26 protein-coding genes are annotated in these 24946 nt (G+C 66.1%); 20 read left to right on the top strand and 6 right to left on the bottom strand.

Annotated elements, in window-relative coordinates; genetic code table 11:
* Positions 1 to 74 precede the first annotated feature (74 nt).
* From repA to AYJ57_RS23685, 10 genes are all read left to right on the top strand, one after another.
* Complete coding sequence (gene repA / locus AYJ57_RS23640; RefSeq protein WP_066111718.1) at positions 75 to 1262, top strand: plasmid partitioning protein RepA; 1188 nt, start codon at positions 75 to 77, stop codon at positions 1260 to 1262.
* Positions 1262 to 2233, top strand: coding sequence for a plasmid partitioning protein RepB (repB, locus tag AYJ57_RS23645; RefSeq protein ID WP_066111975.1), 972 nt, complete (start codon positions 1262 to 1264; stop codon positions 2231 to 2233). The genes repA and repB overlap by 1 nt, the downstream gene beginning before the upstream one ends.
* A 182-nt stretch (positions 2234 to 2415) precedes the next feature.
* Positions 2416 to 3561 carry a plasmid replication protein RepC gene (gene repC, locus AYJ57_RS23650; protein WP_066111720.1) on the top strand — a complete coding sequence of 382 codons (1146 nt, stop codon included), beginning with the start codon at positions 2416 to 2418 and terminating at the stop codon, positions 3559 to 3561.
* A gap of 177 nt (positions 3562 to 3738) precedes the next feature.
* A complete protein-coding gene (locus AYJ57_RS23655; protein ID WP_066111722.1) occupies positions 3739 to 4404 on the top strand; it encodes a hypothetical protein in 666 nt (221 codons plus the stop codon).
* Between the two features lie 139 nt (positions 4405 to 4543).
* Positions 4544 to 5170: an S-(hydroxymethyl)glutathione synthase gene (gene gfa, locus AYJ57_RS23660; protein WP_083191513.1), complete on the top strand. Its 627-nt coding sequence runs from the start codon at positions 4544 to 4546 to the stop codon at positions 5168 to 5170.
* A gap of 200 nt (positions 5171 to 5370) precedes the next feature.
* Positions 5371 to 6099 (top strand): response regulator, encoded by a 729-nt coding sequence (locus tag AYJ57_RS23665; RefSeq protein ID WP_066111724.1) that lies wholly within the window; start codon positions 5371 to 5373, stop codon positions 6097 to 6099.
* A gap of 13 nt (positions 6100 to 6112) precedes the next feature.
* Positions 6113 to 7270 carry an FIST N-terminal domain-containing protein gene (locus AYJ57_RS23670; protein ID WP_066111726.1) on the top strand — a complete coding sequence of 386 codons (1158 nt, stop codon included), beginning with the start codon at positions 6113 to 6115 and terminating at the stop codon, positions 7268 to 7270.
* Positions 7267 to 9489 carry a PAS-domain containing protein gene (locus AYJ57_RS23675; RefSeq protein WP_066111728.1) on the top strand — a complete coding sequence of 741 codons (2223 nt, stop codon included), beginning with the start codon at positions 7267 to 7269 and terminating at the stop codon, positions 9487 to 9489. Before AYJ57_RS23670 ends, AYJ57_RS23675 begins: the two co-directional genes overlap by 4 nt.
* A 116-nt stretch (positions 9490 to 9605) precedes the next feature.
* Positions 9606 to 10277 (top strand): hypothetical protein, encoded by a 672-nt coding sequence (locus tag AYJ57_RS23680; RefSeq protein WP_157374383.1) that lies wholly within the window; start codon positions 9606 to 9608, stop codon positions 10275 to 10277.
* Complete coding sequence (locus AYJ57_RS23685; RefSeq protein WP_066111730.1) at positions 10274 to 10639, top strand: hypothetical protein; 366 nt, start codon at positions 10274 to 10276, stop codon at positions 10637 to 10639. Before AYJ57_RS23680 ends, AYJ57_RS23685 begins: the two co-directional genes overlap by 4 nt.
* A gap of 87 nt (positions 10640 to 10726) precedes the next feature.
* Here the strand turns inward: AYJ57_RS23685 and AYJ57_RS23690 are convergent, their stop codons facing one another.
* Complete coding sequence (locus AYJ57_RS23690) at positions 10727 to 11560, bottom strand: quinoprotein dehydrogenase-associated SoxYZ-like carrier (protein ID WP_066111732.1); 834 nt, start codon at positions 11558 to 11560, stop codon at positions 10727 to 10729.
* Positions 11561 to 11692: 132 nt separating this feature from the next.
* Between AYJ57_RS23690 and AYJ57_RS23695 the strand changes: the two genes are divergently transcribed.
* The gene (locus AYJ57_RS23695; protein WP_066111734.1) at positions 11693 to 12703 is read left to right on the top strand and encodes a quinoprotein relay system zinc metallohydrolase 2; all 1011 of its coding nucleotides are present in this window, start codon (positions 11693 to 11695) and stop codon (positions 12701 to 12703) included.
* A 167-nt stretch (positions 12704 to 12870) separates the two neighbouring features.
* Here the strand turns inward: AYJ57_RS23695 and AYJ57_RS23700 are convergent, their stop codons facing one another.
* Positions 12871 to 13500, bottom strand: a complete 630-nt coding sequence (locus tag AYJ57_RS23700) for a hypothetical protein (protein WP_442974923.1) — start codon at positions 13498 to 13500, stop codon at positions 12871 to 12873.
* Positions 13501 to 13684: 184 nt separating this feature from the next.
* On the opposite strand from AYJ57_RS23700, the gene AYJ57_RS23705 reads away from it, so the two are divergent.
* The 7 genes from AYJ57_RS23705 (at position 13685) to AYJ57_RS23735 (ending at position 19983) form a co-directional block, all read left to right on the top strand.
* Complete coding sequence (locus AYJ57_RS23705) at positions 13685 to 14812, top strand: S-(hydroxymethyl)glutathione dehydrogenase/class III alcohol dehydrogenase (RefSeq protein WP_066111738.1); 1128 nt, start codon at positions 13685 to 13687, stop codon at positions 14810 to 14812.
* Between the two features lie 3 nt (positions 14813 to 14815).
* Positions 14816 to 15640 carry an S-formylglutathione hydrolase gene (gene fghA / locus AYJ57_RS23710; protein WP_066111740.1) on the top strand — a complete coding sequence of 275 codons (825 nt, stop codon included), beginning with the start codon at positions 14816 to 14818 and terminating at the stop codon, positions 15638 to 15640.
* 28 nt (positions 15641 to 15668) lie between these two features.
* Entirely contained in the window at positions 15669 to 16067 is a 399-nt protein-coding gene (locus tag AYJ57_RS23715; RefSeq protein WP_066111742.1) for a c-type cytochrome, read from the top strand.
* Positions 16068 to 16202: 135 nt separating this feature from the next.
* Positions 16203 to 18005 carry a methanol/ethanol family PQQ-dependent dehydrogenase gene (locus tag AYJ57_RS23720; RefSeq protein ID WP_066111745.1) on the top strand — a complete coding sequence of 601 codons (1803 nt, stop codon included), beginning with the start codon at positions 16203 to 16205 and terminating at the stop codon, positions 18003 to 18005.
* An 82-nt stretch (positions 18006 to 18087) separates the two neighbouring features.
* Positions 18088 to 18621: a c-type cytochrome, methanol metabolism-related gene (locus tag AYJ57_RS23725; RefSeq protein ID WP_083191514.1), complete on the top strand. Its 534-nt coding sequence runs from the start codon at positions 18088 to 18090 to the stop codon at positions 18619 to 18621.
* Positions 18605 to 19456 (top strand): substrate-binding domain-containing protein, encoded by an 852-nt coding sequence (locus AYJ57_RS23730; RefSeq protein WP_066111747.1) that lies wholly within the window; start codon positions 18605 to 18607, stop codon positions 19454 to 19456. The genes AYJ57_RS23725 and AYJ57_RS23730 overlap by 17 nt, the downstream gene beginning before the upstream one ends.
* Positions 19453 to 19983 (top strand): PQQ-dependent catabolism-associated CXXCW motif protein, encoded by a 531-nt coding sequence (locus tag AYJ57_RS23735; protein WP_066111749.1) that lies wholly within the window; start codon positions 19453 to 19455, stop codon positions 19981 to 19983. Before AYJ57_RS23730 ends, AYJ57_RS23735 begins: the two co-directional genes overlap by 4 nt.
* Before the next feature lie 15 nt (positions 19984 to 19998).
* Here the strand turns inward: AYJ57_RS23735 and AYJ57_RS23740 are convergent, their stop codons facing one another.
* The 4 genes from AYJ57_RS23740 to AYJ57_RS23755 all read right to left on the bottom strand — a co-directional run bounded on the left by AYJ57_RS23740 (position 19999) and on the right by AYJ57_RS23755 (position 22619).
* Positions 19999 to 20469 carry a MaoC family dehydratase gene (locus AYJ57_RS23740; RefSeq protein ID WP_066111751.1) on the bottom strand — a complete coding sequence of 157 codons (471 nt, stop codon included), beginning with the start codon at positions 20467 to 20469 and terminating at the stop codon, positions 19999 to 20001.
* Between the two features lie 122 nt (positions 20470 to 20591).
* Positions 20592 to 21545, bottom strand: coding sequence for a YncE family protein (locus AYJ57_RS23745; protein ID WP_066111753.1), 954 nt, complete (start codon positions 21543 to 21545; stop codon positions 20592 to 20594).
* Positions 21529 to 22080 carry an SRPBCC family protein gene (locus AYJ57_RS23750; RefSeq protein ID WP_066111756.1) on the bottom strand — a complete coding sequence of 184 codons (552 nt, stop codon included), beginning with the start codon at positions 22078 to 22080 and terminating at the stop codon, positions 21529 to 21531. The genes AYJ57_RS23745 and AYJ57_RS23750 overlap by 17 nt, the downstream gene beginning before the upstream one ends.
* A complete protein-coding gene (locus tag AYJ57_RS23755) occupies positions 22077 to 22619 on the bottom strand; it encodes a DUF3280 domain-containing protein (RefSeq protein ID WP_157374384.1) in 543 nt (180 codons plus the stop codon). The genes AYJ57_RS23750 and AYJ57_RS23755 overlap by 4 nt, the downstream gene beginning before the upstream one ends.
* Before the next feature lie 167 nt (positions 22620 to 22786).
* Between AYJ57_RS23755 and AYJ57_RS23760 the strand changes: the two genes are divergently transcribed.
* Both AYJ57_RS23760 and AYJ57_RS23765 read left to right on the top strand, forming a co-directional pair.
* Positions 22787 to 23959 (top strand): ABC transporter substrate-binding protein, encoded by a 1173-nt coding sequence (locus AYJ57_RS23760; RefSeq protein WP_066111758.1) that lies wholly within the window; start codon positions 22787 to 22789, stop codon positions 23957 to 23959.
* Positions 23960 to 23967: 8 nt separating this feature from the next.
* A complete protein-coding gene (locus tag AYJ57_RS23765) occupies positions 23968 to 24939 on the top strand; it encodes a YVTN family beta-propeller repeat protein (RefSeq protein ID WP_066111760.1) in 972 nt (323 codons plus the stop codon).
* Positions 24940 to 24946 lie beyond the last annotated feature (7 nt).

Raw genomic sequence — 24946 nt, forward strand, 5'->3', positions numbered from 1 at the left:
TTGTGGACAACTGCGCTCTCTCTTGCGTAAAGAAACGGTAATAAAAGCGCTGGCGGAAAACAGCGTTACCGAAAATGAGGGCAGCAGTGGCGGAACCGATTCACATCAACGCCCGCGTGCGGGAAAACGCCGAAGCGATCAGCGCGGCGCTCGAAGACCATATGCTGAAGGTCTTCGCCCCCGATGCGCGAAAGGAATTGCGCCGTTTCTCCGCCGGAGAAGCGGCCGAACTGCTTGGCATCTCTCCGAGCTTCCTGCGCAAGCTGCATTTCGAAGACCGCGTGCCCGAGGTGCATACCACGCCGGGCGGAAGAAGACACTATTCCGGGGCAGATCTGCTTGAGATCCGCAAGATCCTCGACAGCACCGCCAAGACCAAGGGCACCTACATGCGCGGTCGGCGCGAGGGCGACAAGGTGCAGGTTCTGTCCTTCCTCAACTTCAAGGGCGGCTCGGGCAAGACCACAAGCTCGATCCACACCGCGCAGCGGCTGGCGCTGAAGGGCTACCGGGTGCTGGCGGTCGATATCGACCCGCAGGCCTCGTTGACCACGCTGTTCGGCTACCGCCCCGAGTATGATTTCCTGCATTCCGGCACGATCTACGACGCGATCCGCTACGACGATCCGGTGCCGCTGTCGCAGGTGATCCAGAAAACCTATTTCACCGGCATCGATCTGGCGCCGGGCGGGCTGATCTTGCAGGAATTCGAGCATGAGACCCCGCAGGCGCTGATGGCCAACATGCAGCCGCCGTTCTTCTCGCGCATGGCCGCCGCACTGCAGGAGGTCGAAGCCGATTACGACGTGATCATCTTCGACTGCCCGCCGCAGCTGGGCTATCTGACCATGTCGGCGCTCTGCGCCTCGACCGGCGTGCTGATCACCATCGTGCCCAACATGCTCGACATCGCCTCGATGGCGCAATTCCTGCAGATGAGTGCCGATTTGCTCGATGTGGTGTCGAATGCCGGGGCCAGCATGGAGTTCGACTTCCTGCGCTTCTTGATCAACCGCTACGAGCCCAACGACGGCCCGCAGCAGCAGGTCGTGGCCTTCCTGCGCCAGCTTTTCGGCGAGGAAGTGATGGTCGCGGCCATGCTCAAATCCACCGCCATCTCTGATGCCGGGCTGACGACGCAGACGCTCTATGAGGTCGACCGCTCGCAGTTCCACCGCAACACCTACGACCGCGCGGTGGATTCACTCAATCAGGTCAACGATGAGGTCGAGTCTCTCATTCAGAAAGCATGGGGACGCTGATGGCACGTAAAGGCATTCTGGAACCAAGAATTTCGACCCTCGGCGGCGGCGCAGAGCGCAAACCGACCGCCGCTGAATCGCGGATGATGCCACGCGGCGCGGTCGGCGCGCTGCAAAGCTCGCTGTCGAAGCTGCAGGAGAACGCGGTTCAGGAGATCGAGCCCGATCTGATCGACGACGCCGGGTTTGAGGACCGTCTGGGCCTCGATCCCGAGGCGCAGGGTCAGCTGAAAGAAAGCCTGCAGACCTACGGCCAGCAGGTGCCGGTGCTCTTGCGCCCGCATCCCACGCAGAACGGCCGTTTCGAGATCGTCTACGGCCGCCGCCGCCTTGGCGCGCTGCGCGAGCTGGGGATGAAGGTCAAGGCGATGGTCCGCCAGCTGGATGATCACGCGCTGGTCATGGCGCAGGGTCAGGAAAACACCTCGCGGCAGGACCTGAGCTTCATCGAAAAGGCCAGTTTCGCCGCGCAGCTGCAGGACTCGAACTATGACCGGCAGACAATCGCCGCGGCGCTGTCGATCGACCTGCCGATGGTGAGCCGGATGCTGAAGGTGGGCACGGCGTTTTCCCTGCCCTTCCTGCGCCAGATCGGCTCTGCCCCCGGCATCGGGCGCGACCGCTGGATGGCGCTGGCGAAGATCCTGCAGGACGAGGCGGCGAACACCCGCGCCGAGGAGGCGATGCGCGCGCCCGGCTTCGATGCGCTGGATTCCGATGCCCGTTTCGACGCGGTCTATGGCGCCACGCAGCGCAAGACCACCGTGGCCAAGCCCCCTGCCCCGCGTCCGCGCAGCCTGCGCGCGCATGATGGCACCGCGCTGGCCGAAATTCGCAGCACCGCGCGGGGCCTGACCCTGACGGTGCCATCAAAAACAGCGGATGGTTTCGATCGCTGGCTCGACGCCCGCGCCGAAGAGATCATCCAAGACCTTCACGACCGCTGGCAAAGCACCCGGTCGGAAGACTGAGAGAGCAGTAGAAAAACAACGGAGGCACGAGAGGACAGGCGACAAAAAAGAAAAGCCCCCCAGGACGGATCCCGGAAGGCCCTTCTCGAAAGTAGCAATTTGAGTTAGCCGCCAGAGCCGTTCCCTGTCAACTCCGCATCACGGTGTGGGGCAGGAAATTTGTTGTCTTTCGTGAAAAATATATGCTGGAGACGTCCCGACAGCCTGTCGGGCGGCCAATCTCGGCTTGCCTGACGGCGCAGGTCGGCACCCATGACAAATGGGCGCTGCTGCGCGACCTCACGACTGTGTCCGAAGACTTCGGTCTCGGGCATCGCACGCTTTCGGTTCTGAAAGCGCTGCTGACCTTCTGGCCGGAACGCGAGCTGCCCTGCGACGGCGCCATCGTGTTTCCCTCGAACCGCGTGCTCTGCGAGCGCCTGTCGGGAATGCCCGAGAGCACCCTACGGCGGCATCTGAGCAAGCTGGTCGAAAGCGGCATTGTCAGCCGTCACGACAGCCCCAACGGCAAACGCTACGCCCGGCGCTGCGGGGCCGAGATCGGCATCGCCTTTGGCTTTGACCTCTCGCCCCTCGCCCGCCATGAGGCCGCGCTGGCCCGAGCCGTGGCCGAAAACGCGCTGCGCCGCGAACGGCTGGCAGTGCTGCGCGCGCGTCTCGGGATGCTGCGCCAGCGCCTGTGCGAGAGCGCGGCGCCCTGCCCCGTTTTGCTCGAAGAGGCCCGTCTGCTGCTGCGCCGCAAATGCTCCGAGGCGGTCCTCAATGAGATGATCGAGCGGCTCGATGCCGCGCTTCCGGTGATGCCGAAGGTCGATGTCTTGCCCGAGGTGGAGATCAATACCGCGCCCGCAGCGGCGCAAATGAGCGCCAGCAACAGCCAAAATGAGCGGCACATACAGGAATCAGATAGATCCTTCTCTGACTCTGATAGCGCCCAGCCGACGAACGACACGCCGGCAGAAAGCCTCGATGCTGCAGAGAAAGACAGGCTCACCCTTCCGCAGATCACCGACACCTGCCGCGAGTATCAGGCTTTCTTCCCCGAAAAGCCGCGCAACTGGCATGAGCTGATTTCCATGGCCCAGAGGCTCGCCCCGATGATGGGCATCGAAGCTCCGGTTCTGCACGACGCGCAGCGGACCATGGGGCCAGAGCGCGCGGCGGCGGTGCTTTTGTGCCTGCTCGACCGTCATTCTGAGATCCGCAAGCCCGGTGCCTACCTCAGACGGCTGACACAGATCGCCCGAAACGGCGGATTTTCGGTCTCCAGCATGCTTGGCGCACTGTCGCGCCGGGCTTCGTCTGGAAATTGTCAGCTGACAATTTGAAAAACGGCGTGTTTTCAGAAGCTTGTAAAAACGGCCCCTGACACGTCTGGCTGACAACATGGATATGCGACCTTGGGCTGTGTTTCGGTGCACCCGCAGCATCGCCTAGACTGACCGCCAACGAGACAACGCAGAGACCCCGATGCCCCCCGCCATCCCCCGCCCGAGGATTTCGCGATGACAGCTTCCCTGCATATCCCCGGCGCCAGCCTGCAGGTCTGCGAGTTGGCGGCCCTGCGTGCCACGGCGATGGATGGCTTTGGTCCGTGGCAAACGGGTGCGCTGCCCGGTGCGGTGCTGGTCGCGGATTTCCGACCCTCGATGCTCAGCGGTCAGCTGCGGGCCTTTCGCTCTGTAGCGGCGGCGGAAGCGCTGGCGCTGATCGGCTGGCGGGTCTGCCTCGATGGCGGCTGGGTCGCGCTGCTGGCGCTTGGGGCCGGAGCGCCCGTGGTCGTCGCGCCCAGCCATGGTGACGAAGGCATGAGCCGGGTGATCGACGGTCTGGTGCGCGCGCATGACCTCGCCGAGGGGCTGGCGCTGGCCGGACAGTTCGAGGACCCGCCGCTGACCCCGGCGCTTTGCGCGCTCGACGAGATCGCAGCCCCCGGCGCGGCGCTGGTCATTGCCTCGGGATTTGAGATGCCCGGCGCTGGTCTTGCCGCAAGGATCGAGGCGCTGTCGCGCGCGCATCACCTGCGGCTTTTGCATGTGACCGATGGCGGCGAGCCCGAATGTCCGCCGACTCGCGGGCTCTTCGCGCTCGACGCAAATCTGCCGCCGGAACATGCCGCGCCGTATCTGTCGCGGGCTCTGCGGCTGGTGCCGCGCGAAGGCTGTATCTGAGGTGTACGGCTGACAATCGCGGTCTCCGCGCGCGGCGCCGCAGCCGATACCAATGGTTGAATTGCCAGCTTCCGGCCTTGGTCGCACCCTTGGCGCAGGCGCGCCAGAACGCAGCGCCCGCTTGGGAGGAGCAAGACGAATGGGAATTCTCGACAAGATATTTGGTGGTGACGAAGGCCCGGCAGAGCCGCGCTTCACGCATGTGAAAATTCATCCTCAGGTCGACACTGGCGTCGGCTCGGCACGGCCGGGCTTTGCCGGTGGGACGCTGACGTGCAAATGCACCAGCGATCCGGTTGTTGTGAAAGTCGGCGCGCAGACCGCGCATAACCACGTCTGCGGCTGTACCAAGTGTTGGAAACCCGACGGCGCGGTGTTCAGTCAGATCGCGGTTGTCAGCCGGGATCAGGTGAGCGTTGCCGACAATGGCGACAAGCTGCAGGTGGTCGATCCCTCGGCGGCGATCCAGCGGCACGCCTGCAGCGGCTGCGGCGTACATATGTACGGGCGCATCGAGAACACCGGCCATCCGTTCCACGGGCTCGACTTCGTGCACACCGAACTCTCGGATGACAGCGGGTGGGCGCCGGCGGAGTTTGCCGCGTTTGTCTCGTCGATCATCGAGTCGGGAGTCGATCCGGCGCGGATGGACGACATCCGGGGCAGGCTGCGCGAGCTTGGGCTCGAGCCCTATGATTGCCTTTCGCCGCCGCTGATGGATGCGATCGCCACCCATGTGGCAAAGCAGAACGGCGCGCTGGCCTAGAAAACAGACCGGCTTACAACCGGCTGGCACCTTCGCGAACCCCGCGAAGGTGCTTCGTGCTTGAGGAGGACGGGGCCGTGAATAGCAAGCAAGGGAGTGCAGCTTTTCGCCGGTCCGAGGCGCGGGACCTGACGCCGGGGAATTACACCATTGCGCGAAAGAAAATTCATGCGCTAACGTTGAGCTGGGAGGAGAGTTCAATGAAAGACATGCAAGATGCGGCAGCATCGGGCACGATCGGGCCTGTCCTGATCGTCGATGATCACCCGCTTTACAGCGATGCTTTGGCGGCCGCGTTGCGCGCTGCGTTCCCAGATTGTCAGCCGTCGCAGGCGCAGACATTGGGCGCCGCGCTCGATCTGCTGGCGCAGGGTGTCGCGCCCGATCTGGTGATGTTCGATCTCAAGCTGCCGGATGTCTGCGGGATTTCCGGGTTCCAGAAGCTGCGCGAGGCGCTGCCGGAAACGCCGGTGCTGGTGATCTCGTCGCTGACCTCGGTGCAGGTGGTGCAGGCCCTGATGGAGGCGGGGGCTGCAGGGTTCCTGCCCAAGGACGCTCCGGCGCCGGTGCTGCGGCAGGCGCTGCGCGAGATCGCGGCGGGCCACACCTATGTGCATTCGGGCTACGCCGGGCGCGCCATCGAAGAGCCCGCCGAGCAGCTGCCCTTCGAGGCGATGCATCCGAAGCTGGCCGAACTGACGCCGCAACAGAAACGCATCATGAAGCTGATCTGCGCGGGCAAGCCGAACAAGCAGATCGCCTATGAGCTTGATCTGGCAGAGGCCACGGTGAAGGCGCATATCACCGCGCTCTTGCGGCGGCTTGGGGTGCAGAACCGGACACAGGCGGCGGTGCTGGTGGAAAGCTCGCAGCCCGCCACGGCGATCGGCGCGGCGGATGCCGACGCGCAGGCCTTCCTGAGCCGCTGAGCCGCCGACCGGAATGGCGCCCGACGGCCAGTTGCCCCGCTTTATCCGCATCGCGGTCTCGCATCAGTCCGAGGCCGCCGCCGCCGTGACCGAGGCGCTGGCGGCGCTCGATCTGCCCGAGATCTGCTTCATCCTCGCGTTTCTGCCCGAAGGGCTGGCGCCGGACGCGGTGGCCGCCGCGCTCGACGCGGGCTCGGGCGGCGTGCCGGTGTTTGGCTGCACGACGGCTGGCACGATCACCCCCGAAGGCTATGAGACCGGCGCGCTGCTGCTGCTGGCCTTTCCGCGGGAACACTTCCGCTGCGCCTCGATGCTGATCTCGCCGCTGAAGCCGCTCGAGATGAAAGCCATCGCCAGCGAGGTGCGCAGCCACGCCGCGAGGTTCCGCCGCACCGCCGGATGGAACCGGCTGGCGCTGATCTTTGCCGACGGGCTGGCCAAGCAAGAGGAGATGCTGGTTGCCACGCTGGAGGCGGCGCTTGGCGAGGTGCCGGTCTTTGGTGGCTCGGCGGGGGATAATCTGGCCTTCGAAGAGACCTTCGTGCTGCACGATGGTCAGTTCCACAGCAATGCGGCTATTCTCCTTCTGGTTGAAACAGACCTCGAATTCCAAGGGCTCGGCTTCGACCATTTTCTGCCGACGGAACGCCAGGTGGTGGTCACCCACGCGTTGCCCGAAGAGCGGCTGGTGTTCGAGATCAACGGCGCGCCCGCCGCGCTGGAATACGCGCGCATCGTCGGCTGTCCGGTGGACCGGCTGTCGCCGCAGGTCTTTGCCGAGAACCCGATGCTGGTGCGGCAGAACATGAACTACCACGTGCGCGCGATCCACAGCGTGCCGGACAGCCACGCGCTGTCCTTCCTTGGCGCGATCGACGATGGGCTGATCCTCACGCTGGGGCGCGGCAAGGAAATCATCGAAACGCTGGAGGCAGAGCTCGACACCCGCGGGCCAGAGGGCGGGCCGCCGGATTTCGTGCTCGGCTTCGATTGCGTGCTGCGCAAGCTGGAGATCGAGCAAAAGCAGCTGGCACCCGCGGTCAGCGAGATTTTCCGCCGCCGCCGGGTGCTGGGGTTCAACACCTACGGCGAGCAGCATTGCGGGGTGCATGTGAACCAGACCTTCGTCGGCGTCGCCTTCTACGATCCGGGGAGGCGTGAGCTGGCATGATCGACCCCGAAGAGCCGCTCGAGACCCAGCTTGCCCGGCAGGGCCGGATCATCGACGCGCTGATGCGCCGTGCCAACCGTCAGCATGAGGTCGGCAGCACCGCCTATGGGGCCTTCCAGTCGGCCATCGCGCTGCAGGCGCAGGTCTGGGCCAAGACCCGCGATCTGGAGCGCACCACCGACGAGCTGCGCCACGCCCGCGACGACACCCAGCGGATGCGCAAGAACCTTGCCGATGCGCTTTCGGCGATGGACGGCGGGGTGGCGCTGTTCACCGGCGGGCGACTGGAGGTGTGCAACGACATCTTCCAGACGCTGCTGCCCGACATCACCGAGATCCTGCGTCCGGGGCTGCGCATCGACGCCTGCCTTTCGGCCATGGCCGAAAGCCGCCATCTGGTCACCGTCGAAGGCAGTTTCGAGACCGCGCTGGCGCAAGCGCGGCGGGGCAGGGGGGCTGCGGTGGTTACGCTGGTGATCGAGCTGACCGGCGATCGCTGGTATCAGGTCAACTTCCAGCGCACCGGCGAAGAGAACCTCGTGCTGCTGCTCACCGAGATGACCCGCATCGTGCGGCGCAACCGCTCGGAGAAGGAAAGCCTCATCGACCGCCACGCCGATTACCTTCAGGCGGTGTTCGAGAATATGACCTCGGGGGTCTGCACCTTCTCGCCGCAGGGCGAGGTGATGATGTACAACCAGCAGTTCCGCCAGTTGCTGGGGCTGCCCTATACCATCCTGCAGAAAGGCACCGAGCTGGGGCGGCTGCTCGACTATGTGGCGCAATACGGGCTGATCTCGGAGGCGGCGGAGCATGACATCGCCCATTGGCTCGACCGGCTCGAGCGGCAGGGGCGGCTGCGGCGGCGGCTGCGCCATGCCTCGGGGCGGATGCTGGATCTGCACGCGCACCGGCTGCCCGACGGCGGGGTGCTGCTGGAGCTGAAGGATGTGACGCTGGAGACCCGCGCCACGGTGATGCTGGAAAACCGGGTGATCGAGCGCACCGCCGAACTGACCCGCGCCAACGCGCAGCTGCGCGAGCAGTTCGAACAGAAAGCGCGTGTGGAAGAGGAGCTGCGGCTGGCCAAGGAGCGCGCCGAGGCGGCGGTGTCGTCCAAGACCCGTTTCCTTGCTGCCGCCAGCCACGATCTGCTGCAACCGATCAATGCCGCCAAGCTGCTGATCGCCACATTGCTCGAGGCGGTTGCGGGCACGCGGTTCGCGCCCACGGTCGAGCGGCTGGAGGGGTCTTTCAATTCCACCGAACAGCTGTTGCATTCGCTGCTCGACATCTCGCGGCTGGAAAGCGCCGACCGTTCGCTGACGCCCTCCGAGCTGTGCCTTGGTACCCTGATGCGCAGCGTCTGGGAGGATCAGACCCCGGTGGCGCAGCGCCGCGGCGTGCGGCTCGACGTGGTGCCCAGCATGGTCTTCGTGCGCTCCGATCCGATCTATCTGCTGCGCTCGATCCAGAACCTCGTGGTCAACGCGTTGCAATACACACCCGACGGCGGGCGCGTCTTGGTCGGCTGTCGGCGGCGCGGCAACCGCGTCGAGCTGCAGGTCTGGGACACCGGCATCGGCATCAACCGCAAGGATCAGAAGCGCATCTTCGAAGAGTTCGCCCGCGCCGACAATGTGCCCTTGGGCTCGGGCGTTGGGCTTGGCCTGTCGATCGTCGACCGTACCTGCCGCCAGCTTGGCCATCACGTGCGGGTGCGCTCGAAACCCGGCGTCGGCTCGGTGTTCAGCATCGAGATGGATGTGGTCGAAGGGCGGCAGCCCGTCCCCGAAGAGCCCTGCCGCAACGACACCGCCACGCCGCAGCAGATGGATCACATCGTGCTGCTGATCGAGAACGACCCCGACGTGCTTTTCGCCTTCAGCCAAAAGCTCGAGCAATGGGGCGCCAGCGTGCTGGCGGCGCGCGGCATCGAAGAGGCGCTGCGGCATGTGGCTGACATGGGGATGCCGCCCGACATCATCCTTGCCGACTACCAGCTCGACGGGGATGAGACCGGGGATGTGGCGATTGCCGAGGTCCGCCGGGCCTGCGGCGCGCAGGTGCCCGCCATCATGATCACCGCCAACCGCGGCAACGGGCTGCTCAAGAAGGGCGCGGCGCAGGGGTTCTCGATCCTCACCAAGCCGGTGCAGCTGTCGCGGCTGCGCGCGCTCATCGAATGGAAGACCCGCTGGCAGGCACCGGAGGGGTAGGGGGGCGAGCAGCATCCAGTTCAGCATCCACCTCAGCACCGACAAAAGTCGGCAATGACAGGCAGGGCAGGGGGGATAGGCTGGCGCGTGGGAGATAACAGGGAGGAGTCTGACCGATGCGCAAGAGAATGGCCCTGATTGCCGTCGTGGCGGCGCTGGCGCTGCCTGCGGGTGCGGCGACGACCGAGGCGGAACAGACCTATGCGCTGCTGTTCAAAGAGGGCACGCTCGACGATGTGAGCCGCGCCTCGGTGCTGCGCTACACCCGCGCGGTCAGCAACAGCGCCAAGCCCGAGGCGGCAGAGCGCGACAGCGGCCAGATCGCGCTGTCGATCGACGAAACCGGCGCGGCACCGCTCGCCAATCTGCAGTTCGAGCAAGACGGCAAGCATCGCAACCTCGGCAGTTTTCCAGCCAGCGTCGGCAACCCGATGATCATGTATTTCTACGAGACGGTGATCCGCGACATGGCCGAGACCGCTGGCGGCTCGCCCTATTACATCCGCAACCGGGTGAAAGAGGCGCTGGTGGAGCCGGCGCAGATCGACATGGGCGAGGCAAGCTTTGACGGCGCGACAGTGCCGACGCGCACCATCACCCTGCGGCCGTTTGCCGATGACCCAAATGCGGGCCGGATGCAGGGCTTTGGCGATCTGGAACTGCGGGTGACCATGTCCGAGGCGGTGCCGGGCTGGTATCTCAGCTTCACCGCCGAGGCACCGGATGGCGAAGGGGCGGCGGGCGGCTACCGGTCTGAGCTGCGCTTTGCCGGGACGATGGCGGAATGATCCGGCGGCGCCTGCCTGCGTTGGCGCTTGGCGCGCTGCTCTGCGGTCCGGGGATCGCTTCAGCGCAGGGCGTCGCCGAGCGGCTCAATGATTACCCCACCGAGGCGCGGGCCGATTACGTCTTTGGCTGCATGGCCAGCAACGGTCAAAGCCGTCAGGTGCTGCAGCAATGCGCCTGCTCGATCGACGAGATCGCAGCGATCCTGCCCTATGAGAGATACGTCGAGGCCGAAACCGTGCTCTCCATGCGCCTCACCGGGGGCGAGCGCATGGCGGTGTTCAACGGCTCTGCCGCCGCCAACGCCATCGTTGCCGACCTGCGCCGGGCGCAGGCCGAGGCCGAGGTGGTCTGCTTCTTCTGAGGTCTTCAGGTTGAGCCCTTGTTTCTTGCTGCGCGACGGGGCTTGGCGCGCCCCTCGCTGCCCATGGGCGGCGGGGGGATCGCGGGTTCAGCCGCCCGCTTTCGGCAGCACCTGCTCGAACTCATTGCCCTCGGTATCGCGGGCCTTCACCGTCAGTGCCTCGGTGCCATTGTCGGCATAGCCAAAGCGGAACGTGGGGTTTTCAGAGATCGAGATGCCGCCGTCCATCGCGAAAAGCTGCTCCTCGCCCTGCCAGACTTCGAGATGGTCGATGAAATGCGCGGGAACAAAAAGCTGGGTGATCTGGTCGCGCTGCAGCCCGGAGTAATTGGGATGGCGGATCTGGATCTGCGCCTCGCGCCGCGCCACCGACTGCTCGGGTTGTTGCCCGGACTGCTGCTCGGGCTGCGCCGCCCCGAAGAGCCGCAGCTTCATCTGCCCCATGGCCGCCAGCGCCGCCGCGGGCACTTTGGTGGCTGGGGCCGAGCAGCCGCCCGAGGCCTTGACGAAGCGCCCGTCCATGCGCAGCCCCTCTGGCGTCTCGGCGATCACCCGCACGTTGGAATATTGGTTCACCCGCACCCGCAGCTCGAAATCGAGCGGTGCCATGGCGGCGCCGAAGCTGAAGGTTCCGGCGACCGGCGCGGGGTTCTCGTCGACCACCACGGTGGCGCCGGTGATCGTGGCGGCGGGGTCGGTCTGTACGATATGCACCGGCACGGTGGCGGCATCTTCGGCGCGATGCGGTGCCTCGACGGTAAAGAGGCTGCCTGCCGGCGCGATCTCTGCCGCGCCAGTGACATCCGCGCGCAAGTCCTGCCACGTGGGGCTCTGTGCAAGCGGGTTGGGCGCGTCGGCGGCCATTGCCGCGCCGCCGATCAGCAGCGCCAGCAGCGGGGCCGCAAGGGTCTTGGGCTCCATGCTCTCCTCCTATCTCCGATCCCCGATGTCTGCGGGCAGTTTGCCTGAGGACACTCCGCGCGGGTACCGAGCGCATGGTCGGTATGGATCGGCGGGCGCGGCGGCGCGAGGCTCGGCGCAGGAGGACGCGAGATGTTCGAAGCGGTGGTGATGGTCTGCGCGGCGCTGGCGGGTGAGCCCTGCCGCGCCGCGCTGGTGCCGGGCTATGAGAGCGCCAGCATGGCCGCCTGCAAAGACGCGCTGGCGGCCCGCCCGGTGGCGGGCGCAACCTGCCGCGCCGCCGGGCCGGCGCTTGACGTGCGCGAGGTGGCGCCGGGGGTCTTCGTGCACCGCGGCGCGGTGGCCGAGCCCGATGCGCAGAACGGCGGCGACGCGTCGAACCTCGGCTTCGTCATCGGCCAAAGCGCGGTGGCGGTGGTCGACAGCGGGTCGGCTGCCTGGATGGGCGAGGCGCTCTGGCGCGCCATCCGCGCCCGCACGGACCTGCCGGTGCGCTACCTGCTGCTGACCCATGTGCACCCCGATCACGTTCTGGGCGCGCGGGTGTTCGAGGCGACGGGGGCCGAGGTCATCGGCCATGCCGGGCTGCCGCGGGCGCTGGCGGAGCGGCAGGCGGGCTATCTGGAAAGCCTCGAGCGGCAGATCGGGGCGGAGCGCTTTCTCGGCACCGCGCCGCCGCAGGTGACCCGCGGCGTGGAAGCGCGGCTCGAGATCGACCTCGGCGGGCGGGTGCTGGAGCTGCGCGCCTGGCCGGCGGCGCACAGCAGCACCGATCTGACGGTGCTCGACCGGCAGAGCGGCACGCTGTTTGCCGGCGATCTGCTGTTCGACGCGCATGTGCCCGCGCTCGACGGCAACCTGCGGGGCTGGCAGGCGGCGCTTGGCGAGATGGCGAAGATCGACGCGCAGCGTGTGGTGCCGGGGCACGGCGGGCCGGTGCTGGACTGGCCGCAAGGCGCCGCGCCGGTGCTGCGGTATCTGAGCGTACTGGCCGAAGAGACCGCCGCCGCCATCGCCGCCGGTGAGCGGCTGTCGGAGGCCATCGCGCATGTGGCGCAGGGCGAGGCCCGGCAGTGGCAGCTTTTCGAGGCATTCAACCCGCGCAACGCGACGCAGGCCTTCACCGAGCTGGAATGGGAATGAGTCCGCTCCGAGACCCGCACCCGCAGCGCCAGCGGAAGGCTGCGTATTTTTAAAGAGAAGAAGCAGGGGACGGTCCCTTCTTCTCTTTAAAAATACGCCCGCCGGAGGCGTCCTGAACCCTCCGGCGGCGCGGCGCGGGGCAAGCGGCCTAGGTCAGCTCCCGGGGGTCAGCCCCCCTCGCGCCCGGCCTCGGCGAGGATCTGGGCGATGGCATAGAGGCGCTTTTCCAAAAGCTGCGGCGTCTCGCACAGGTAGGTGATCGTGTGCTGGCGGTCGGTGAAGATGCGCTGGTCCCAGTCGATCTGTTCCTCCAGCGCGTCGACCCGGTCGAAATCGGGGTCGGCCTTGGCCATCTGCGCTTCCATCTCGGCGCGGGCGGCGTCGATCTTTTCCGACAGCGCGATCTGGCTGAGGGAAAATTTCCCGATGCCGTCGAGGATCCGTGTGCGGCGCGCGGCAAGCCGGTTGAAGACCTCGCCAAAGACCGCCCCCATCAGCGCCATGTCGCGGCCCTCGGTTTCGGCAAAGGTGGCAACCTCGGCGCGTGCGGCCTCGAGGTCCACGCGGCGCAGCGCCAGCAGCTCGGCCAGCTCATCGGCAGCGGCGCCAGCGGCGCCTTCGGGGCGGGTTTCGGGCAGCGGCTGCGGCCACATCAGACCTGCCGAGAGCCGCTCGACCTTGCGCTGCACGCAGGGCCATGTGGGGTCGGAGAAATCCGCCGCCTGCGCCGCCGGCCCGGCCAGCGTGAGCGCGGCGGCGAGCGCGAGACCTCCCCGGAACATTCCCTGTCTGATCATGGTCTTCCTCCTGCTTGCGGGGCCGCGTTTTCCCTGCTTGCAGGCTGCGCTTTCAAGGCTCTGCGGGGAATACCCACCATTGGCGGTATTGTTGGGTATGCAACGGCGCACCCATACTCGCCTCAACCGCGGGACCCGTCTCGGGACCCGATGCGCAAGGATTTTCACTCAGGAGGAGGACTGCATGAGAACCCGTGCAGCCGTGGCGCTGGAAGCCGGCAAACCGCTCGAGATCATGGAGGTGGAGCTTGATGGCCCGAAGGCCGGAGAGGTGCTTGTGGAGATCAAGGCCACCGGGCTTTGCCACACCGATGAGTTCACCCGCTCCGGCGCCGACCCGGAGGGCATCTTCCCGGCCATTCTCGGCCATGAGGGCGCCGGTGTGGTGCTGGAAGTGGGCGAGGGCGTCACCACGCTGAAGCCCGGCGATCACGTCATCCCGCTTTATACCCCCGAGTGCCGCGAGTGCCCCTCGTGTCTGTCGGGCAAGACCAACCTCTGCACCGCCATCCGCAACACCCAAGGCCAAGGGCTGATGCCCGATGGGACCACGCGTTTCAAGATGCTCGATGGCACGCCGATCCATCACTACATGGGCTGCTCGACCTTCGCCAACCACACGGTGATGCCGGAGATCGCGCTGGCGAAAGTGCGCGACGATGCGCCCTTCGACAAGATCTGCTACATCGGCTGCGGCGTCACCACCGGCATCGGTGCGGTGATCAACACGGCGGGCGTCGAGATCGGCTCCACCGCGGCGGTCTTCGGGCTGGGCGGCATCGGGCTCAACGTCATTCAGGGCCTGCGCATGGCCGGGGCCGACATGATCATCGGCGTGGATCTCAACGACTCCAAGGCCGAGATGGCAAAGAAGTTCGGCATGACCCATTTCGTGAACCCGTCGAAGGTCGACAGCACGGTGCAGGCCATCGTCGATCTGACCAAGCGTGGCGCGGATCAGATCGGCGGCGTGGATTACAGCTTTGATGCGACGGGCAACGTGAAGGTGATGCGCGATGCGCTGGAATGCTCGCACCGCGGCTGGGGCGTGTCGGTGATCATCGGCGTGGCACCAGCGGGCGCCGAGATCAGCACCCGCCCGTTCCAGCTGGTCACCGGCCGGGTCTGGAAGGGCACGGCGTTTGGCGGCGCCAAGGGCCGCACCGATGTGCCGAAATTCGTCGACTGGTACATGGACGGCAAGATCGAGATCGACTCGATGATCACCCACAAGCTCAAGCTCGAAGAGATCAACCACGGCTTCGATCTCATGCATGAGGGCAAATCGATCCGCGCGGTGGTCGAGTTCTGAGACATGGAAGTTGTGGCGGAAAACATCAGCTTCGGCGGGCGGCAGACCGTCTACCGGCACGGCTCGGAGGCCTGCGGCTGCGACATGACCTTCGCGGTCTATATGCCGCCGCAGGCCGAGGCCGGCCCGGTGCCGGTGCTGTGGTATCTCTCGGGGCTGACCTGCACGCATGAGAACGCGATGACCAAGGGCGGCTTTCAGGAGCATGCCTCGCTGCACGGGCTGGCGGTGGTGTTTCCCGACACCTCGCCGCGCGGGCCGCAGGTGGCCGATGACGAGGCCTATGATCTGGGGCAGGGCGCGGGGTTTTACGTCAACGCCAAGCGCGAGCCGTGGAAGCCGCATTACCGCATGTACGACTATATCACCGACGAGCTGCGCGGCCTCGTTGCTGGCATGGAGGGGATCGGCGCGCGCCATGGCATCACCGGCCATTCCATGGGCGGGCATGGCGCGCTGACGTTGGCGATGCGCAACCCCGATCTCTACGACAGCCTGTCGGCCTTTGCGCCGATTGCCCATCCCACCCAGTCGGACTGGGGGCGCAAACAGCTCTCGGCCTATCTCGGCGACGACGAGGGATGCTGGGCGGGGCATGATTCCACGCTGCTGATGGAGGAGCGCGGCTGGAAGGGAGAGATCCTCGTGGATCAGGGGGCGCGCGACCAGTTTCTCGACCTGCTGAAGCCCGAGGCGCTGGCCGGGGCGATGACAAAGCGGCGTCAGCCGGGGGTGCTGCGGATGCAGCCCGGCTACGACCATTCGTATTTTTTCGTGAACACATTCGCCGGCGACCACGTCGCCTGGCATGCGGCCCGGCTTGCCTGAGCCCCGGCCCAGAAGGAGGAGACAAGGCATGTTTCAAAGAATGCTCGCAGCCGCGCTGATGGTGACGCTTTCGGGAGGCGCCGCGCTTGCCGACATGGAAGGCGACGCCGACGCGGGCGAGAAGGTGTTTCGCAAGTGCAAGGCCTGCCACATGGTCGGCGCCGATGCCGAGAACCGGGTCGGCCCGGTGCTGAACGGCATCGTCGGCCGCGAGATCGCGGCGGAAGAGGGCTTTGACTATTCCGACGCGCTGACCGAGCTGGCCGCCGAGAAGGGCAGCTGGACCGCCGAGGAACTGGCGGCCTTTCTCGAGAAGCCGCGGGATTATGCCAAGGGCACCAAGATGTCCTTTGCCGGGCTGCGCAAGGAAGAGGATCGCGCTGACGTGATCGCCTATCTGTCCGGTTTCGAAGCGGGCGGCTCATGAGCCGCTGAACGGAATTCCGGGGGCGGCGGGAGGAGGATCGCCAAACCCGGATGAGCCCACGAGGTCTCTGTCGCCGCAAGGCGGACCCCGCGGGACAACGAGGCGGCTTGCGTCGCCATACCAAGGGAGAAGGAAATGAAGAGACGGCTGCTACTGACGTCTGGCGTGGCCCTATGCGCCGCGTCCATGGCGATGGCGAATGACGACCTCATGACCCAGATGGACAATCCCGCGCAATGGGCGATCCAGACGGGCGATTATGCAAACCAGCGCTATTCCGAGCTGGACAAGATCAACAAGGACAACGTCGGCGACCTGCAGGTGGCATGGACGTTCTCCACCGGCGTGCTGCGCGGCCATGAGGGCTCGCCGCTGGTGGTCGGGGACACGATGTTCGTGCACACACCGTTCCCGAACATCGTCTATGCGCTCGACCTCAAAGAAGACGGCAAGATCAAATGGCGCTATGAGCCCAAGCAGGATCCGGACGTCATCCCGGTGATGTGCTGCGACACGGTGAACCGCGGTGTTGCCTATGCCGATGGCAAGATCTTCCTGCATCAGGCCGACACCAAGGTCGTGGCGCTCAGCGCCGAGACCGGCGAAGTGCTCTGGGAGGTGATGAACGGCGACGCCGCGAAGGGCGAGACCAACACCGCCACCGTGATGCCGGTGAAGGACAAGGTGATCGTCGGCATCTCGGGCGGCGAGTTCGGCGTGCGCGGCTCGGTCACCGCCTACAACATGGAGACCGGCGAGCAGGAGTGGCGCGCCTATTCCATGGGTCCGGACGAAGACATCCTGATGGACCCGGAAAACACCACCCATCTGGGCAAACCGGTGGGCGCGGATTCGGGCACCAACACATGGGAAGGCGATCAGTGGATGATCGGCGGCGGCACCACTTGGGGCTGGTATTCCTATGATCCCGAGGCCGACCTGATCTACTACGGCACCGGCAACCCCTCGACCTGGAACCCGGCGCAGCGCCCGGGCGACAACCGCTGGTCGATGACCGTGATGGCGCGTGACCCCGACGACGGCATGGCCAAATGGGTCTACCAGATGACCCCGCATGACGAGTGGGACTACGACGGTATCAACGAAATGATCCTCACGGATCAGGAGATGGACGGCGAGGCGCGCAAGCTGCTGACCCACTTCGACCGCAACGGTCTGGCCTATACGATGGACCGGATCAGCGGCGAGCTTCTGGTGGCCGAGAAATACGACCCGGCGGTGAACTGGACCACCGGCGTCGACATGGACCCGGAGTCCGAGACCTATGGCCGCCCCGCGGTCGTGGCCGAGTATTCCACCGAGCAGAACGGCGAGGATGTGAACTCGACCGGCATCTGTCCGGCGGCGCTTGGCTCCAAGGACCAGCAGCCGGCGTCCTATTCGCCGAAGACCGAACTGTTCTACGTGCCGACCAACCACGTCTGCATGGACTACGAGCCGTTCCGCGTGAGCTACACCGCCGGTCAGCCCTATGTGGGCGCGACGCTGGCGATGTATCCGGCGCCCGACAGCCATGGCGGCATGGGCAACTTCATCGCGTGGGACAATATCGCGGGCGAGATCAAATGGTCGATCCCCGAGCAGTTCTCGGTCTGGTCGGGTGCTCTGGCCACCGCGGGTGACGTGGTCTTCTACGGCACGCTCGAGGGCTACCTGAAGGCGGTCGATTCAGAGACCGGCGACGAGCTCTATCGCTTCAAGACGCCTTCGGGGATCATCGGCAACGTGATGACCTACGAGCATGACGGCAAGCAGTACGTCGGCATCCTGTCGGGTGTCGGGGGCTGGGCCGGCATCGGTCTTGCCGCGGGCCTGACCAACCCCAACGACGGTCTGGGCGCGGTCGGCGGCTATTCGGCCCTGTCCGACTACACCGCGCTTGGCGGCCAGCTGACGGTCTTCGCTCTGCCCGAGTGATCCGCAGCCGTGAAGGGCGCCGGCGAGAGCAGAGCTTTCGCCGGCGCATCCCTCCGAAAGACAGTTTCAGGACCCTTATGCCATGACCCCAAAGCTTACCCTCCTTGCCGCCGCTGGCCTGCTTGCGGCCTTCCCGATGGCGGGGGCGCTCAATGCCGCCAACGTCTCGATGGACGATCCCAATATCGCCGTCGATTACGAGGAAGGCGGCCGCTATTACACCGAGGATGGCATTCCGACCTTCAACATCACCGATGAGGGTGCGGTGGACTGGCCGACCTTCTCGGGGTTCCGCCGCTATCACGCCGAATGCCACGTCTGCCACGGCCCCGATGGCGAGGGCTCGACCTATGCGCCGGCGCTGAAGAACTCGGCGATCGAGATGGATTACTATGATTTCGTCGACACGGTGGTGAACGGACGCAAAAAGGTCGGCGCGGCCGAAAACTCGGTGATGCCCGCCTTTGGCACCAACCCCAACGTGATGTGCTACCTCGACGACATTTACACATATCTCAAGGCGCATGGCTCGGGCGCGATCGACCGTGGCCGTCCTGCCAAGAAGGAGCCCAAGAGTGAAACCTTCACCGAGATGGAAGATGCCTGCATGGGCTGAGGAAAAGCGCCGCATCCTCATCGCGGCGCTGGTGGCCCTGCTTGCCTCCCATGCGGGGCCGGGCGCGGCGCAGACCTCGGATCTTGTGTCCAAGACGCATCTGAGGGTCTGCGCCGATCCCGCCAATGATCCGATGTCGATGGAGGACGGATCGGGCTATGAGAACAAGCTGGCCGAGCTGATCTCCAGCAAGCTCGAACGATCGGTCAGCTATACGTGGTTTCCCATGGCCACCGGCTTTATCCGCCAGACGCTCAAGGCCGGAAAATGCGACGTGGTGATGGGCTACGCGCAGGGCCATGAGCTGGTGCTCAACACCAACCACTACATGACCTCGGCCTATGTGTTGGTGGTGCCTGCCGACGGAGAGCTCGCCGATGTGACGCAACTGTCGGACCCGGCGCTGCAGGGGCTGAAGCTGGGGGTGATCGCCGGATCGCCGCCCGCCACGCATATGGCCCGCAATGGTCTCATCGGAAAGGCGCGGCCCTATCAGCTGGTGGTCGACCGGCGCCATGACAGCCCGGCGGACGACATGCTGACCGACCTCGAGGCGGGCGAGATCGACGCCGCAGTGCTTTGGGGACCGATCGCCGGACCTCTGGTCAAGCGCGACCATCCGGGGCTGAAGGTGGTGCCGCTGATCCATGAGGCGGGCGCGCCAAAGCTGTTCTACCGCATCACCATGGGCGTGCGGCAGGGCGAGAAGGTCTGGCAGCGCCAGCTCAATTCGCTGATCCGCCGCAATCAGGCCGAGATCGACGCGCTGCTGATCGAGGCTGGCGTGCCGCTCGTGTCGGACATGGGCGAGCAGGTGATCTCGGTGTCGCAATGAAGGCTCTGGCGGCGGTGCTGATGCTGCTGCCAGCGCTGGCGTTTGCGCAGCCGGTGCCCGAGCCCGAAGGCTACCGGATGGAGGCTTATCGCGCGCCGGTGCCAGAGACGCTGGCGGGGGCGCAGGTGGTGGATGCGGATGAAGCACATGCCTTGTGGCAATCGGGAGAGGTTGCCTTTGTCGATGTGCTGCCGCAGCCGCCGAAGCCCGACAATCTGCCCGAGGGGACGGTCTGGCGCGCCAAGCCGCGCGACAGCATCCCCGGTGCCGTCTGGCTGCCCAACACCGGCTATGGCGCCTTGGCCGAGGTCGACGCGCAGTATTTTCGCGACGGGCTGGCAGCGGTCACCGGCGGCGACAGGGCGCATCCGCTGCTGATCTTCTGCCTCGCCGAGTGCTGGATGAGCTGGAACGCCGCCAAGCGTGCCTTGGCCGAAGGATATGCAGAGGTTTACTGGCTGCCCGTGGGGACAGACGGGTGGGCCGCGGCAGGCTACCCGCTGGAGCGGGTCACGCCGCGGCAGTGATCTGCGGGCGGGCGGTCAGTCCTGAACGCCGCGCCCGAACATCACCATGCGCGACAGCAGCCGCTGCCGGGTCTCGCCGTGCTGGTTCAGCGTCAGCGTCTCGACCGAGACCATCGCCCGACCGGGGCGCGAGCGCGAGGGTTTGATCTCGGTGATCGTGCTTTCCACATGCAGCACATCGTCCGCGCGGGTCGGCTTGGGCCATGTCACCTCGACCCCGGCCCCGATCAGCCCCTTGGCGAAGGGCATCGACGACACGAAGAGCTTCATGGTGATCGCCGCCGTGTGCCAGCCGCTGGCGGCCAGCCCTTCGAACAGGCTGTCTTTGGCCGCTTCTTCGTCGAGGTGGAAGGGCTGGGGGTCGTAATCGGCGGCGAAGGCCTTGATCTGCGCCGCGTCCAGCGCGTGGGTGCCGCTGACGAAACGATCCCCGACGGCGATATCTTCGAGGTAGAGATCGCGGGGCAGGGGGGCTGTATCGGTCATGGCGGCTGGGGTCCTCGGCTGATCGTGGTCCCAAAGCTATGCGCAACGCGGGCGGGCGCGTCCAGCCCCGTGACGCAGCCCCCTGACTCGGCCCCATGACGCAGCCAACTGACGCGGCGGCGTCAGTCGGCGGTTTGCAGGACGAAGGCCCCGAAGGCGCGCGGCCCGTCGGCGGTGTCGATGTCGCGGATCCATTCCAGCGTCTCGGCGTCGATCAGACTGAGCGTGTTGTCGAACCAATTGGCCACGGCGATGCGCCCGTCCGAGGTGGCGGCGATCCCCTCGGGGTATTCGCCCACCGGCAGCTCCGCCAGCGGCGCGAGGTCCGAAAGTGCGATCACGCTGAGCGTGCCTGCGTATTGGTTGGTGACGAAGGCGCGCCCCGCCGCGAAGGCCACACCATAGGGGCGCGCGCCCACGGCAACCGTCGCCAGTACCTCACCCGTGGCGGGCGCGATCACCGTCACGTCGTCGCTGCCGACGTTGCCCACGAAAAGCCGCCCGTCCGGCGCGAAGCCAAGGCCGAAGGGGCGGGTGCCGACTTCAACGGTGCGGGCCAGCGCCAGCGTCTCGGCATCGTAAAGGCTCACCCGGTCGGCATCGCGCTCGGCGGCAGCAAGCCAGCGGCCATCGGGCGACAGCGCCAGCCCGGCGGGGGCGGCGCCTGCCTGTAGCTCGGCCTGCGGCTCGAGCGTCATATCGTCCAGCACCCAGAGCCGCGCGTTGTACCAGTCCGACACGAAAAGCTGCCCGCGCGCCGCGTCATGCGCTGCGCCCATCGGGCCGCCGTCAAGCTGTACCTCTGCCTCTACCGTGCCGTCCGGGCCATGGCGGCGCACGGTCTTGGCATCGGGGGCCACGGTATAGACCCGGCCGTCTGCCGCCACGGCGATGCCCGCCGGTTTGCCGGGCAGGGACCAGCGCGCGACCTCGGCGCCGGTGGAAAGGTCGAGCACGCTGACCGCCTCGCCGTTCTGGCAGGTGACATAGGCGATATCGGCGGTGGCAACGCCCGGCGCGGCACAGGCCCAGAAAGCCAGCGCCGCACCGCGCGCGAGATCACGAAGAGGGCGCACCGAACCGCTCGACAAGCGCCTTCATCCCGGCCTCATAGACCCCGGTCACCGCCGCGATCGCGGCCTCGTCGTTGAGGTTTTCGGGCGGGTCGTTGTTAGGATAGCCACGGTAGAAGGCACCGCGCCATTCGACCTCGGATCCGCCGCCGTCGCGCGGTTTCACCGTCAGATGCGACGAGTAGTTGGTCACTGGCAGCACCTCCACCGCCACGTCGGTGATGCGGTAGCTGTAGGACATCTTCTCGTCGCTGTATTTGTAGAGCACCTCCGAGATCATCGGCCCCTCGGCACCCTGATCCGAGAGGTAAAGCTCGCGCGTGGCGTCGATCTCATTGCCGCCCTCGCCAGAGTTCGACAGGATCGCGGGGTGCCACGTCATGTCCTGAAAATCGCCGATGGCGGCCCAGACCTCGGCGGGCTCGGCGGCGACCTCGGTGGTCACGGTGACTTTCTGCCGGGTCGGCCCATGCGCCATGGCGGCGGCGGGCATCAGCGCCAGCGCCGCCCCCGCGATCAGCAGGTTGCGTCGTTTCATTTGCTCTCCTCCTTGGAATTCTCGGGCTTGGACCTCTCCGGAAAGTCCCCGGTAAAAGTCCCCGTGAAAATGCCGGTGCGCAGGATGTAATCCATCCCGCGGCGCCAGCTCTCGTCGGTGTTGGACCTTATATCGACGACCCGGCCGCGCACGGTCTGCCCAGTCTCGGGATCGCGCAACTGCAGGTTCATCGACAGGATCAGGTTCGACACTTTCTGCACCTCGCCCACCAGCGCATAGTCGGCCCCCAGCTTGCTGGCCATGCGCGCGTCGCAGCCGTAGCATTTGGCCGGGTTGACGATGCGCGCGCGCTCTTCAGCCACTGGCGCGAGGTCCAGCAGCTCAAAACCCTCGGCGCTGAACCGGTCGGCAACCATCTGCTCGAGCATGGCAATCCGCGCCAGCTCCGCCGGGTCCTGACCCAGCTCGGCGGTCTGCAGCGAACTGTCGAGAAAGGTGATCCCGAAAAACGCCACCTTGCCGCCGGCAAAGGCCGGGCTGCAGAGCAGGCTGAGCAGGATCAGGGCGCGGATAAGCATCGCTGCCTTCTTAGAAATTAAGAGTCGCAGGTAATCGTGCCGCCGTTACGCTGGTCCTCGCAACCGAACCGAAAGTATCGGTTCACCGCCTTGCCTTGGGAGGGGCAAAGTGGCGCAAGCCCGACCAAAACAGGCGGGCATGGGAGGAGAACGTGCTGACACGAGCGATGTCGCTGCTGGCCGCGGCGGCGCTGGCGCTATGGGCGCCGGTGGCGCAGGCGGTCGAGGTGAAGGCCGGGGTGCTGCGGGTGGATTACCCGGCGCTGCTGCCGATCTCGCGTTACGACCTGCGGGCCGAGGATCTGGATTTCGCCGGGGCGCAACTGGCGGATGAGGACAATGCCACCACCGGCGCTTTCATGGGCCACAGCTACGAGACGGTGACCGCCGCCGCCGCGCCCGAAGGGGCGCTTGCCGCGCTCGAGGAGATGCTGGCGTCGGGCATGCGCTACATCGTGGTCGATGCGCGGGGCGAGGAGATGCTGGCGCTTGCGGGCCGGGCTGCCGAGGCGGGCGCTCTGGTGGTCAACGCCGCCGCACCCGAGGTGACGCTGCGCGGCGCGGACTGCCGCGCCAACCTGCTGCACGTCGCCCCTTCGGACGCGATGGCCGCCGATGCGGTGGCGCAATTCGCGATCTGGAAGAAATGGCCGCGCTGGGTGCTGGTCAGCGGCTCGAACCCCGCAGACCGTGCGCTGGCCGAGGCCTATCGCCGCGCCGCCCGCAAGTTCGGCGCCAAGATCGTCGAGGAACGCGAGTTCGAGGACACCGGCGGCACCCGCCGCACCGATTCAGGCCATGTGCTGGTGCAGCGCCAACTGCCAACCTTCCTGCAGCGCCTGCCCGAGCATGACGTGGTGATCGCCGCCGACGCCTCGGATTATTTCGCCGCCTATCTGCCCTATCACCTCTGGACGCCGCGCCCGGTGATGGGCAGCGCCGGGCTGCGCCCGGTCACCATGCATGGCGCGCATGAGGCCTGGGGCGCGACGCAGTTCCAGACCCGGTTCGAGAAACTGGCGCGGCGGCAGGTGATGCCCGGCGATTACAACACATGGCTGGCGCTGCGCGTGCTGGGCGAGGCGGTGACCCGCACCGGCAGCAACGATCCCGCCACCTTGGAAGAGTACATCCTGTCGGACGCTTTCGAACTGGCCGCCTTCAAGGGGCAGAAGGTGACCTTCCGCAATTGGAACGGCCAGCTGCGCCAGCCGATCCTGCTTTACGACGACCGCATCACCGTCAGCGTCAGCCCGCAGGAGGGCTTCCTGCATCAGGTCTCGCCGCTCGACACGCTGGGGCTCGACCGCCCTGAATCCGATTGCACGGCTTTCGAATGAGGACACCGATGAAACATCTCATGCTTTCCGCCGCGCTCTGCCTCGCCGCCAGTACCGCCTATGCGGGCAAGGCCTTTGTGTCGAACGAGCGCGGCAATACGATCACCGTGGTCGATACCGAAAGCTGGGAGGTGATCACCGAGTTTCCGGGCGGCAACCGCCCACGCGGCATCACCCTCTCGCCCGACGGCACGCTGCTTTATGTCTGCGCCTCGGATGACGACACGGTGCGGGTCTTCGACACCGAAACCTATGAGGAGCTTTACACGCTGCCCTCTGGCCCGGACCCCGAGCTTTTCGTGCTCGATCGCTCGGGAAGCCCGCTCTACATCGCCAATGAGGACGACAACCTCGTCACCGTGACCGACACCCAGACCCATACGATCCGTGCCGAAGTGCCGGTGGGGGTGGAGCCCGAGGGCATGGCGATCTCGCCCGACCACAAATGGGTGGTGAACACCTCGGAAACCACCAATATGGCGCATTTCATCTCGACCGAGGATTACGCGATCAAGCACAATATCCTCGTCGATCAGCGCCCGCGTTATGCCGAATACACCGCCGATGGCACGCGGCTTTTCGTCAGTTCCGAGATCGGCGGCACGGTCAGCGTGATCGACATCGCCGAGGACGGCACGCCGACACTGAGCCAGAAAATCAGCTTCGAGGTGCCCGGCGTGCTGCCCGAATGGCTGCAGCCGGTGGGGGTGAAGGCGACCTCCGACGGCAGCCGCATCTTCGTGGCGCTGGGACCGGCGAACCGCGTGGCGGTGATCGACGGCACCAGCCTCGAGGTCACCGACTACATCATGGTGGGCCAGCGGGTCTGGCAGATGGCCTTCACGCCGGGCGAAGAGTTCCTTGTGACCACCAACGGCAATTCCAACGACATTACGATTATCGACGTGGCCGCCGAGAAGGCGATCAAGTCGGTGCAGGTGGGCCAGCAGCCATGGGGCGTGGCGATCACGCCCGAATGAGACGGGC

This window comes from Salipiger sp. CCB-MM3, assembly GCF_001687105.1.
In the GTDB taxonomy this organism is placed as follows: domain Bacteria; phylum Pseudomonadota; class Alphaproteobacteria; order Rhodobacterales; family Rhodobacteraceae; genus Salipiger.